Annotated in this window: 13 protein-coding genes; 8 read left to right on the top strand and 5 right to left on the bottom strand. The window is 35.5% G+C overall.

What is annotated here, in order from left to right; translation table 11 throughout:
• The first annotated feature begins 20 nt into the window (after positions 1-20).
• The 4 genes from HNQ69_RS00840 (at position 21) to HNQ69_RS00825 (ending at position 2,998) form a co-directional block, all read left to right on the top strand.
• Entirely contained in the window at positions 21-596 is a 576-nt protein-coding gene (locus tag HNQ69_RS00840) for a cold-shock protein (protein ID WP_183228222.1), read from the top strand.
• A 255-nt stretch (positions 597-851) separates the two neighbouring features.
• Positions 852-1,370, top strand: a complete 519-nt coding sequence (locus HNQ69_RS00835) for a DUF192 domain-containing protein (protein WP_183228410.1) — start codon at positions 852-854, stop codon at positions 1,368-1,370.
• A gap of 12 nt (positions 1,371-1,382) precedes the next feature.
• A complete protein-coding gene (locus HNQ69_RS00830) occupies positions 1,383-2,156 on the top strand; it encodes an alpha/beta fold hydrolase (RefSeq protein ID WP_183228221.1) in 774 nt (257 codons plus the stop codon).
• A gap of 629 nt (positions 2,157-2,785) precedes the next feature.
• On the top strand, positions 2,786-2,998 hold the full coding sequence (locus HNQ69_RS00825) for a DUF3126 family protein (protein WP_183228220.1): 213 nt from the start codon (positions 2,786-2,788) through the stop codon (positions 2,996-2,998).
• A 45-nt stretch (positions 2,999-3,043) separates the two neighbouring features.
• Here the strand turns inward: HNQ69_RS00825 and radC are convergent, their stop codons facing one another.
• From radC to sfsA, 3 genes are read right to left on the bottom strand one after another with little or no spacing between them, the layout of a single operon-like run.
• Positions 3,044-3,838, bottom strand: a complete 795-nt coding sequence (radC, locus tag HNQ69_RS00820; protein ID WP_183228219.1) for a RadC family protein — start codon at positions 3,836-3,838, stop codon at positions 3,044-3,046.
• 17 nt (positions 3,839-3,855) lie between these two features.
• Positions 3,856-4,686, bottom strand: a complete 831-nt coding sequence (gene map / locus HNQ69_RS00815) for a type I methionyl aminopeptidase (RefSeq protein ID WP_183228218.1) — start codon at positions 4,684-4,686, stop codon at positions 3,856-3,858.
• Entirely contained in the window at positions 4,670-5,395 is a 726-nt protein-coding gene (gene sfsA / locus HNQ69_RS00810; protein WP_183228217.1) for a DNA/RNA nuclease SfsA, read from the bottom strand. Before sfsA ends, map begins: the two co-directional genes overlap by 17 nt.
• A gap of 322 nt (positions 5,396-5,717) precedes the next feature.
• Between sfsA and HNQ69_RS00805 the strand changes: the two genes are divergently transcribed.
• The 4 genes from HNQ69_RS00805 to ttcA all read left to right on the top strand — a co-directional run bounded on the left by HNQ69_RS00805 (position 5,718) and on the right by ttcA (position 9,316).
• Complete coding sequence (locus HNQ69_RS00805; RefSeq protein WP_183228216.1) at positions 5,718-6,554, top strand: RNA methyltransferase; 837 nt, start codon at positions 5,718-5,720, stop codon at positions 6,552-6,554.
• The gene (murI, locus tag HNQ69_RS00800; protein WP_183228215.1) at positions 6,547-7,368 is read left to right on the top strand and encodes a glutamate racemase; all 822 of its coding nucleotides are present in this window, start codon (positions 6,547-6,549) and stop codon (positions 7,366-7,368) included. The genes HNQ69_RS00805 and murI overlap by 8 nt, the downstream gene beginning before the upstream one ends.
• Positions 7,369-7,543: 175 nt before the next feature.
• The gene (rpsD, locus tag HNQ69_RS00795) at positions 7,544-8,161 is read left to right on the top strand and encodes a 30S ribosomal protein S4 (RefSeq protein WP_183228214.1); all 618 of its coding nucleotides are present in this window, start codon (positions 7,544-7,546) and stop codon (positions 8,159-8,161) included.
• A gap of 276 nt (positions 8,162-8,437) precedes the next feature.
• Positions 8,438-9,316, top strand: a complete 879-nt coding sequence (gene ttcA, locus HNQ69_RS00790) for a tRNA 2-thiocytidine(32) synthetase TtcA (RefSeq protein ID WP_246348449.1) — start codon at positions 8,438-8,440, stop codon at positions 9,314-9,316.
• A 41-nt stretch (positions 9,317-9,357) separates the two neighbouring features.
• Here the strand turns inward: ttcA and rimO are convergent, their stop codons facing one another.
• Positions 9,358-10,671 (bottom strand): 30S ribosomal protein S12 methylthiotransferase RimO, encoded by a 1,314-nt coding sequence (rimO, locus tag HNQ69_RS00785; RefSeq protein WP_183228212.1) that lies wholly within the window; start codon positions 10,669-10,671, stop codon positions 9,358-9,360.
• Between the two features lie 240 nt (positions 10,672-10,911).
• Positions 10,912-11,625: a transcriptional repressor LexA gene (gene lexA, locus HNQ69_RS00780; RefSeq protein ID WP_183228211.1), complete on the bottom strand. Its 714-nt coding sequence runs from the start codon at positions 11,623-11,625 to the stop codon at positions 10,912-10,914.
• Between the last annotated feature and the right edge of the window lie 679 nt (positions 11,626-12,304).

The raw sequence follows: 12,304 nt of genomic DNA, 5'->3' as shown, positions 1-12,304 counted from the left end.
CTACAGGATCACGTTTTATTATGACGAGTAAGGATGCATTAAAGGATTGTTCCCTATCTAAGGACAGTATAAGTGCTTGTGGTGAGATTATTGAAATTAGTGGGGTCATTAAGTGGTTTGATGGTAGTAAGGGATATGGATTTATTGTACCTGACTTGCCTAATTTTCCCGATATATTATTGCATGTTACAGTAATGCGTAGGGATGGTTTTCAAACAGCTTTGGAGGGTGCTAAAGTTATTTGTGCTGTGGAAAAAACTGAACGAGGATTAAAGTGCGTTCAAGTGAAATCCATAGATTGTTCTTCAGCGATTCATCCGTCAGAAATTCCAGCTCGTACGCATGTTGTTGTTACTCCAGAAAGTGGTTTAGAGCGCGCAATTGTTAAATGGTTTAATCGCGATAAAGGGTTTGGTTTTCTTAGCCGTGGGCAGGGAACAGAGGATATTTTTATTCACATGGAGACATTGCGTCGTTTTGGTTTGGCAGAGCTTCGTTCTGGTCAAGTTGTTCTTGTGCGTTTTGGCAAAGGAGAAAAAGGCTTGATGACAGCAGAAATTTATCCGGATATCGGAATTCCGTTCGCTACACATTGAATTGCACTTTTGAAGTTAGGATCCCTTTTACTCTTTAGAAAAGAGTATTATTGCCTAACTATAGGCAGAATAGCTATGAAGCGAGCATTGCTCAAGAAGAGCAAAAATAGCTGTTCTGTAAAGCTTTATTAAATGAATTGGATTGCCAATAACATTGCGTTAAGAGCAAGAAGATGAAGATTCTCTTATTTTTATTTTAAGTTCTGTTTTTATTTAGGCAACAAAAAAAAAGAATTGTTTGTGATGGAAATCAAAGTGTTAAAGCCTTTTAAACGAGGACGCATCGTTATATTGGCGTTGTTTTTTATGTTAATCGTCAGTATAGCTGTAGCAAAGAAGCCCATAGAAATTCCTGTTCATCCGGTTCCTTTAGAAATCCAGACAAAAAAAGGTGTGTTTTTTTACAATGTAGAGATTGCTTTTACACCATCTCAGGCGGCAGCTGGTTTGATGTATCGCACTGATTTTCCACGTGATCGCGCAATGCTCTTTAGAAACCAAATAAGCAATCGATTAAAGGATAAGCAGAAATTTTTTATGTGGATGGCAAATACACCTTTACCCTTAGATATGATTTTTTTGAACGCTGAAGGAATCATTGTGTCAATTGTCGAAAACACTTCTCCATTTTCAACGGATACTATTTCATCAGAAGTTCCTGCAACTTTTGCACTTGAGGTTAACGCTGGTGAAGTTTCTGAAAAGCAGATAAAAAAAGGACAACGTGTGATACATCCGGCACTTTACGGAGAGTGTGAAAGTAATAAAATGTGAAAGTAATAAAAAATGACAGCTGAAGATACTCGTTTTTTTGAATATGATGGTTTGCGTTTTGCTTATCGAGAAGAAGGGCAGGGGGAGCCTATTTTGTTAATACATGGTTTTGGATCTTCTGCACGTGTAAATTGGTATGCAACGAGTTGGTTTCGTACCCTTACGGAAACGGGGTATCGTGTTATTGCTCTTGATAATCGTGGACATGGAGATTCAGTTAAAAGTTACGATCCTTCTTTTTATACACCTCAAGCTATGGCTGGCGATGCTATGAGATTATTACAGCACTTGGAATTACCTCAAGCGCATGTCATGGGATATTCTATGGGTGCTCGAATTAGTGCATTTATGGCTCTTTTGTATCCGACATATGTACATAGCGTTATTTTTGGTGGCTTAGGTATTGGTATGGTAACAGGAGCAGGAAATTGGGAACCTGTTGCTGAAGCTCTTTTAGCAGAAGATGTTTCTACCATTACCAATCCGCGAGGTTTGATGTTTCGTAAATTTGCAGATCAAACTAAAAGTGATAGGCGTGCTCTCGCTGCTTGTATTATCACATCAAAACAAGAGTTAACAGCATCTGAGGTTTATAAAATTAAGCAACCTGCACTTGTTGCCGTTGGTTCATTAGATGAGATTGGCGGTGAAGCAGAACCGTTAGCAGCTTTATTGCCTCATGGTGAGGCGCTAACAATTCTTGGTCGAGATCATATGCTTACTGTGGGAGATAAGGTTTATAAAAAAGGCGTTATCGATTTTCTTTCTCGCTATCCTATTGCATAAGAATTATACGTACTTCTAGTGTTCCTCCAGATATCCAATATTTTTGTTTTGGATAAGATGCAAAGCTTATTCAGAGATTCAGCTATTGTGTTAAAAATTTTTTATGAAAAGGAGGGAGGAATAACAATAAGTTGTAGTGAGAGCTTATTTTTTATATTTGTGTAAAAGTGAAGTTTTTTCTTACAGATTAAATGGATATTTTCTGAAAGTAGTTAAAGAGAATTATTTTTATTATCAATAGGAATTGACAGTAAAAAAACAGCTGTGAAAAAGAGAAATGTTTTTATTTTATAAAACTCTGTTTTGGATAGAAAAGAAAAAAAATATAAATTATTGCTCCATATTTTGTCAGAATATGCAAGTTCTAAAATTCGGGATAAGGCAAAAATTATTAAATTTACGGTTTTCTACACGTTTTTTTACTTTTAAATCTATACGAGTATATTTAATAATGATAGAGTCTTTTAACCTTTTTATAAAGGTATTTCAGTAAATTTGTAAAGATAGTGCTGTTTTGAGTATAGGTAATACAAGTGAAGGTTGATACTAGCTTTATAGAATCAATCGGAGAACTGCTTTATTTGCCAAACAGGAATTAATTTAAGAGTCTCAAAAGACAGGAGAGCATGGTGAATGCTGATGAAATAAAAAAACTTGATAGTTATTTTAAAAATATATTCCAAAATTCATCATTGCAAGTGAGAGCGCGGCCTAAAAAAGATGATTCTTGTGAGGTTTATATTGGGGATGAGTTTTTAGGTGTCATCTATCGAGATGAAGACGAGGATGAACTATCGTACAATTTTTCAATGGCCATATTAGATATTGATTTAGAAAATTGATTCGTTATAAATAGCCAAAGGGAATTCTTTTCATTTCATGATGATTTATATGAGTTTTAATGCTTTAAAGCTCGTATGTTCGTTTCGTGCGATAATAAGATGGTCATGAAGAATAATGCCTAATGCGTTCGCTGCGTCTTTTAATCTATATGTCATTGTTACATCTGCTTGAGAAGGTCGAGCATCACCGGAAGGGTGGTTGTGAACTAGAATAAGTCCTGATGCAGATAATTCCAGAGCGCGAGAAATGACTTCACGCGGGTAGACAGGGGTATGATCAATGGTTCCGGTTTGTTGCACTTCATCAGCAAGTAAACCATTCTTTTTATCAAGAAATAAAACACGAAATTGTTCGCGTGTTTCGTGAGCCATGACAGCTTTACAATAAGCCAATACTTTATCCCATGATGAAAAAATATCGCGTTTAAACAATTCTGCACGAGCAAGGCGTCCAGAAACATCTGCAATAATTTTTAAGTCGATCGCAGTTGCTGGACCACAACCTTGAACTTCTTGAAGTCGATGAATATCAGCTCCCAATACATCAGCTAACGAACCAAAATGTGCTATTAAGTTTTTTGCTATTGGTTTTGTATTTGCTCGAGGAATAGTGCGAAAAAGCAATAATTCAAGATATTCATAATCTTCAAGCGCATTTCCTTTTGATTTTAAATAACGTTTACGCAGACGTTCACGGTGCCCTTGATAATGCTTATGTATCTGTGAATTTTTCTGAAGCTTTTCATTTTTTTTGTCTGGTATAGAATTAAGTGAAGAGCTTGATGTTAATGCAAAATGGTTGCTTTGAATATCTCCTTTTTTATTTGTTTTTTTTACCATGACGCTTCTACATTTATTTAGGCATATAAACTTGGAATATAAAAAATATTTTTAGGAGATTGCGTAAAAATTTCACATCCTTCATTTGTTACACCAATTGTATGCTCGTATTGTGCGGTAAGAGATCGGTCACGTGTAACAGCAGTCCAGCCATCAGACAAAATCTTAACTTGTGGTTTCCCAAGGTTGATCATCGGCTCAATTGTAAACATCATACCTTGTTTGAGTTCTATTCCTTCTCCAGGATTTCCATAATGAAGAATATTGGGTGCATCATGAAAAAGTTGACCGATTCCATGTCCACAAAAATCTCTCACAATTGAACACCGTTCAGATTCTGCATAGTGTTGAATGGCTGCACCAATATCGCCTGTGGTTGCACCAGGTTTAACTACGGCAATTCCTCTCATAAGACTTTCATGTGTTATTTTTAGGAGACGTTCCGCAGCACGCTTGATCTTTCCAACAGGATACATACGGCTTGAATCTCCATGCCAACCATCGAGAATAAAAGTTACATCGACATTAACAATATCGCCTTCTTGTAAAAGTCTTTTATTGGGAATGCCATGGCAAACAACGTGATTGATGGATGTACAGCATGAATGGCTGTATCCATGATAATTTAGGTCTGCAGGAAGAGCCCCTCGCTTGGCACCAAAAGTAAAAACGAAATCATCAATTTCTTGTGTGGTAACATTAGGTTTAATAATATCTGTAAGTGCATCAAGACATTCTGCGGCAATGCGGCCAACTTCACGCATTTTAGCAAAAGCATAGTCATCAAAAATGCGGATTTGTCCGTTAAACTTTAGGGGTACTTTATTATATTCAATATAATTTGTCATTGCTCTTTCTATTTTCTATTTTTACTCGATGAATCGGAAAAATACCTTCTACACTTACGTGACATTTTACAGCATAAAATTCTACCCCTGATTTTAATGCCAAATCAAATTTCCGTCCATAGATTGGATCAAGGTCATGGCAGATTGTAAAAGCTGAGCAATCTTCCCGTTGAATTACATAAAGCATAGCAGCTCTTTTTCCTTGTTGCACGATTTTTATGAGCTCTTCAAGATGACGTGTACCGCGTTTTGTTTCTGTATCAGGAAATTCTGCTAATCCTTTTTGGCGAATAAAATGGACATTTTTGACTTCTAGATAACAATCAGGGAGGCCATTATCGCGCAGGAGAAAGTCAATTCGTGATTTTTGTCCATAGGATTGTTCCTTCAAGATTGTTTTGTACCCGCTTAGTTCCGGTAATAATCCATTTTGAAGCGCTTCTAATGCAAGTTTATTGGGCAAAGTCGTATTAATACCAACCAAAGTATTATTTGCTTCGACAATTTCTAATTGATATGCATATTTTCGCTTGGAACTATTATTATATGAAAGCCAAATATTGGAATTGGGAGCCACCAATCCACGCATCGATCCTGTATTGGGGACTGATACGGTGAAGATGTGTTGATCATCTCGTGTAACATCAGCAAGAAAACGTTTATAACGACGGATAAGTTTTGCAGGAAAAAGTTTGGGACTAAAAAGCATATTCCTTTCTTAGAATTTATGATTTTAGAATTCAACTCAGGTTGTGATTTATTATAAATATTATAGAGCGTGTTAAATAATGCAGCATTAATGTTAAGGGCAGCTTAATAACAGATCTAAGGCCTAAAAACAAAGTTCATTTTTTGCTTTCATAATCCATTGTTAATCCTTTTTATCATTAAACTCTGAATAAAAAAGAAATATGGACAGTAATTTTTTATTAAAAAGGTTATTTCTTGCAATATATGAATCTTATTATAAAAAAGGTCGCGTTCAAAAAAATCAGCTATAGGAGCGTAATACATGAAATTAGGTAGGATTGATGGCTGGAACCAATAAGAATCGCAAAAATTTGACAAATGGTCCCATTATTATTTTGGTCGAACCGCAATTGCCTGAGAATATTGGTATGGTAGCAAGGGCAATGGCAAATTTTGGGCTCTCTAAGCTTCGATTAGTCAAACCTCGAGAAACCTTTCCAAATGAAAAAGCCAGAGCTGCCGCTAGTAAAGCTGATCATGTCATCAACGATGCAGTAATTTTTAATACATTGCGTGATGCAGTTGCAGATTTACATTATGTTTTTGCTACAACGGCACGTGAAAGATGTGGTTTTAAAACTGTAAAAAGTGCTGTCGAGGCGGCGAGTATCTTGCGTCAGCGTGAAAATATTGGACATCGAACAGGTATTTTATTTGGAAGGGAAAGGTGGGGGTTAGAAAATGACGAAATCAGTCTTGTTGATGAAATCATCACTTTTCCAGTCAATCCTGCTTTTGCGTCGCTCAATATTGCACAAGCGGTTTTGCTTATATCTTATGAATGGATGAAATCAGGTTTGGAGGATGTGAGCGATACGGCTTTTCGAGCAGTAGAGATGGAGCCAGCAAATAAAGCAACGTTTCATGGTTTTTTATCTCAGTTAGAAGATGCTTTAGATATCCGTGGGTATTTTAGACCCCGAGAACGTAAAGAGGTGATGCTCGCAAATCTGCGCTCTGTTTTTACGCGCGCTAATTTTAGCGCATCTGAGGTTCGTTTACTCAGGGGAATTATTTCTTCATTGGAGCATTTTTCGCCTAAGTTTCCACGGGGAAGCGGTGCACCCGCAGATCGTGATCGTAAAAAATTAAAAACAAGTGTGAAAACTGATGGATGAACGGCCTATTCTTTTTTTTGATAGTGGCATTGGCGGTTTAACAGTGTTGAGGGAAGTACGCATTCTGATTCCTGAAACACAATTTATTTATGTTGCTGACGATGCGGGATTCCCTTATGGCCTTTGGGAAGAAAATGTTTTGAAGAAGCGTATTTTAAAGATTTTTACAAATCTTTTAACTCTCTATAATCCTATTTTATGTGTGATTGCTTGCAATACTGTTTCTACACTGATGATGGCAGATTTACGACAAAAATTTCCCCATATTCTTTTTGTAGGAACGGTTCCTGCAATTAAATCAGCAGCAGAACAAACAAAATCTGGTTTTATTTCAGTATTAGCGACTCCTGGAACAGTTAAACGTGCGTATACACATGAATTAATCAATTCATTTGCTGCTCAGTGTCATGTGCAGCTTGTTGGAAGTGAAAAACTTGCTGGGTTTGCTGAAGATTATTTACGTGGAAAAGCCATAGATCTAAAAGCATTACATTACGAAATTCTTCCGTGCTTTGTTGAAAGAAATGGAAAATATACTGACATTATTGTTTTAGCTTGTACACATTATCCTTTTTTAATTAACTTTTTTCGTGAACAAGCTTTATGGCCCGTTGAATGGATTGATCCAGCAAAAGCTATAGCTAAACATACAAAATCATTGTTACCGGAAAGAGTACATACAAAAGCCATGAAGAAGCGGAAAGATTTTGCATTGTTTACATCGCAAAATATAATGTCTTCAACGGAGTCTTTGTTAAAAGGATTTGGCTTAAATCTTATGAAAGGAGTTGACTTTAGAATACAAGAGCAATAAAGCTATTTTAGCTTTTTCTTTCGAGGAAATGGCATTAATTAACGTGTCCCGTGAATAATTTTGCACATGCTGTGTTAAAGTATTCTGTCAGTCTTTAATATTTAAAGGCAGAGGAGGGCGCGTTTCCTTGAGATCTCGCTATGAGATTTTGTATTTTATTTTATAAGGAAATGCGATGAGTAAACGCGAAACAACAAAATATAAAATTGATCGCCGTATGGGAGAAAATATTTGGGGTCGGCCGAAATCTCCTGTTAATCGCCGTGATTATGGTCCAGGTCAGCATGGACAACGCCGTAAAGGAAAACTTTCTGATTATGGGGTGCAATTACGCGCTAAGCAGAAATTAAAAGGGTTTTATGGTGATATTTCAGAAAAGCAATTCCATAGAACTTATGAAGAAGCTGCTCGTCGGCGTGGTGATACTGGTGAAAATCTTATTGGACTTTTGGAATCGCGTTTGGATGCTGTTGTTTACCGTGCGAAATTTGTGCCTACAATCTTCGCTTCTCGCCAATTTATCAATCACGGTCATGTTAATGTAAATGGTCGGCGTACGAATATTCAGTCATATCGTTGTAAACCAGGTGATGTTATTGAGGTTCGTGAAAAGTCAAAAAAGCTTGTTTTGGTCTTAGAATCTGTGCAGTTAGCCGAACGTGATGTGCCTGAATATATTGAAGCGGATCATAATCAGATGAAAGCAACATTTACCCGAATCCCTTCTTTTGCAGATGTTCCTTATGCTGTGCAAATGGAACCTAATTTGGTTGTTGAATTTTATTCTCGCTGAATTTTCTGTAGGAAAGAGTATTGCTCTCTTTCCTTTTTTATATGTTCAGAAGTATTGTGTTGCTTTATAGCCTTTGAAGCAGATAAATGTTTTTTGTGAGTGGTGCTATCTAAAGTTTGTTGTTGTATTTTATAACAACATGACTTATGTAGCTCCATTTCTTTTTTGCTATTTCATCTTATAGGGCAACAAAACATCATTTAAGCTATATTACGTCTATTGTTGTCTCTGTCATTCTCGCAGAACAAGCTATTTATTATGCAGGATTATGGTATTATGGATAATATTTCAGCTGAATATAAAGCAATGGAAAAAAATGTAGAGAAAACCGGTTCTTTTGTAAGGAAAGCTGATGATTGTCATCTAATATTTAGGGGTGCTCCTTCAACTGTAGAGTTTAATAAACTGCGGAAACGGCTTTTACGTCATATGCGGCAAGCATTAGATGATTTTTCTATGCTTTCTTCAGGAAAAAAATGGCTTATTGCTTTATCAGGTGGAAAGGATTCTTACAGTTTACTTGCACTTCTTTTAGATCTAAAATGGCGTGGTCTTTTACCTGTTGAAATTCTGGCATGTAATCTTGATCAAGGACAACCGGGATTCCCAAAACACGTTCTTCCAGATTTTTTAAACTCTTATCAAATTCCATATCGCATTGAATATCAGGATACTTATTCCGTCGTTACAGATAAATTGTCACATACACAAACATATTGTTCGCTTTGTTCTCGATTGCGACGTGGTAACTTATACCGTATCGCACGTGAAGAGGGATGTTCTGCCTTAGTTCTCGGACATCATCGTGATGATGTTTTAGAAACGTTTTTTATGAATTTGTTTCATGGTGGGCGATTAGCAGCCATGCCGGGAAAGCTTATAAATGACGAAAGAGATCTTTTTGTTTTACGCCCTCTTATTTACGCTGCTGAAGAAGATCTGAAAAAATTTTCACAAGCAATGCGTTTTCCTATTATTCCTTGCAATCTTTGTGGCAGTCAGGATGGGTTACAACGCAATGTAATGAAAGAAATGCTAAAAAATATTGAGCGGAAAATGCCAGGACGTAAAGACACTATGATTCGTTCTTTAACAAATGTTCGTCCAAGTCACTTACTCGATAAAAAAATTTTTGATTTTAAAAATTTATTATAAAACTTAATTGTTAAGTATATAATAAGTTTAAGCCTTTCTCTTCAAACTGCGATACCATAAAGATCATAAGCATCCGATTTTTCAATTTTTACGGTGACAAATTCACCGACACGTAGCGGTCGCCGTGATGATATATGCACAACACCATCTACTTCTGGAGCATCATATTGACTACGGCCTTTAGCAATTTTCCCTTGACTTTCATCGATCAAAACTTGGAGTCTCTTTCCAATTTTTTTCTTTAAAAGATGGGTAGAAATTTGTTGTTGTTTTGCCATAAAGCGATGCAAGCGGTTTTCTTTTACTTCTTCAGAGATGTTTTTTAATCCCAAATCATTTGCGGCAGCACCTTTTACTTCTTCATATTTAAAGCATCCAGCTCGTTCAATTTTTGCTTCCTCTAACCATTCAAGAAGTATATTAAAATCTTCATTTGTTTCGCCTGGAAATCCGACAATAAATGTTGATCGTAGGGTGAGGTCTGGACAAATTTTTCTCCATTTTTCAATTCTACGGTTTGTTTTTTCCATGAGAGCTGGACGTTTCATGTTGCGCAAAACAGTTGGGGACGCATGCTGAAAAGGAATATCCAGATAGGGAAGAATTTTTTTTGTAGCCATAAGCTCAATAACGTCATCAACATGAGGATAAGGATAGACATAATGCATGCGTATCCAAATGCCCATATCACCTAATTCGCGACAAAGATCGAAAAATTTAGTTTTTACTGTGCGGTCTTTCCAAGGGCTTTCAAGATATTTAATATCAATACCATAAGCACTCGTATCTTGTGAAATAACCAAAAGCTCTTTTACACCGGCCTGTACAAGTTTTTCAGCTTCGCGAAGAACATCATTGATAGGACGTGAAGTAAGATTCCCACGTAAAGTAGGGATAATACAAAAACTACACCGATTAGAACATCCTTCAGAAATCTTTAAATAAGCATAATGGCGAGGTGTTAAGCGAATGCCTTGTGGAGGAACCAAATCAATAAAAGGGTCATGAATTGGGGGAATTGCTATATGAACTGCTTGTATAACGCTTTCGTAGGCTTGTGGTCCTGTAATAGCTAATACATTAGGATGTGCTTGACGGATAACATCAGGGTCAGCACCAAGACATCCAGTTACAATAACTTTTCCATTTTCTTTAAGGGCTTCATCAATATGGGCTAACGATTCATTTCGAGCAGAATCAAGAAAACCACAGGTATTCACAACAACGAGATCAGCACCTTGATGATTACGTGAAATTTCATAACCTTCAGATCGGAGTCTTGTGATAATCCGCTCAGAATCCACCAGAGCTTTGGGACATCCGAGAGAGACAAAACTAATACGAGGTGCTGCCATGATAAACCCTGCGACTTTATGATAATTAAATTTTATTTGCTGTTTTCACGTCATTGACAATAAAAAAAGCTCTTTATCTTTGATAGATATGCAATACACTTTTTTACAAAGTTATTTGTTCTCTTGCTAAAATGTTTTACGAGAGCATACGCTTTTACGCATGAGTGTGGCATAATACGAAAAAAATACCAAACAATTTTTTACTAAATGGATGAACACTCTAAGAAGATTTTTAAATTTTTAATATTTGCGAATAAGTCCGATAAGCTTACCTCTTATCTGTACACGCTCAGATTCATATATGCGTGTTTCGTAGTGAGGATTTGCAGCTTCTAATGCAATAAAGGCTCCTTTGCGTCGATAACGTTTTAAAGTTGCTTTTTCTTTATCAATGAATGCGACAACAATTTCACCTGACGTTGCTATACTTTGGCTTTTAACAATTATAGTATCTTTATCAAGAATACCAGCTTCAATCATAGAATCATCTCTTACTTCTAAAGCATAATGCTCACCTGAGTTAACCATATCTTGCGGCAAAGAAAGCGTATTTGTTTGTTGCAATAGAGCGGAGATAGGTACACCCGTAGCGATGCGCCCCATAATGGGAATCGTGATATTTTTTTCCTCTTCCGCTTCACAGTTATCAAATTCACCAAAGCTTTTTGATATTTTTCTTTTATTTTTCTCTATCATACTAGGAGAAATTTTACGTGCTAAAGAAAGATTGAATGTTATTTTATCGGGAAGTCGAATTACCTCTACTGCACGGGCACGATTTGGCAAACGACGTATATAACCTCGTTGTTCTAAGGCTATTATGAGCTTATGAATACCGGACTTTGAAGAAAGCTCTAGTGCAATTTTCATTTCATCAAAGGAGGGGGGAACACCAGTTTCTCTCGTATGATTATGAATGAACAAGAGCAGCTCATATTGTTTACATGTTAGCATTTAGTGTTCCAATCAAAAGAATCAAAAACGAGGTAAATAGAAAATAAAATATAGCTATCTGTAAATATTCTATAGTTTTTTCGATATAAATTAAAATAATTTTCTTTATTTTTTATTTTAGGAGCAATTATAATTTAAAAATATTATTTGTTTATTCATATGAATGAAACAATATATTTTAATATATAATTTAAATTTATAATATATTAAGATATGTTATATACTTTATATAAATATTAAAGCATATAATTAATAAATTATTTTAAATATAATTTAATAAAAATAAATTTAATTATCTTAGTCTGAATTTTTCTGCATTCCTTTGAAAAGTATTATCTATCTTTTCTAAAAAGATATTAGGATAGATTGTGATTTTTACTATAAGTACCTCAATTGAACAGTATTCTATTAATTTAGGAAAGATTGTAGCTCAATTATGCATTTAAAATCATTCACGTATTATTTTTACGTTTTTATTTTCAATAAAATTTTTATAGCTAAAATATTGAAAAAAATCTTTTTATTTATTACATTAGTGTCATTTTTAAATTATCCTAGAATTCTTATTCTAGTCTGTTTTATTATCTGTATGCTAGTAGAAAATTTTTGGGGCATTGTGAATCACAGACGTTATGCCCATTAGAAAGTAGCGACGAAAACGTTTAAAGCTATAATTATA

The organism is Bartonella callosciuri (assembly GCF_014203215.1).
Taxonomy (GTDB): Bacteria; Pseudomonadota; Alphaproteobacteria; order Rhizobiales; family Rhizobiaceae; genus Bartonella; species Bartonella callosciuri.
This window is presented reverse-complemented; position numbering and strand designations above follow the sequence as displayed.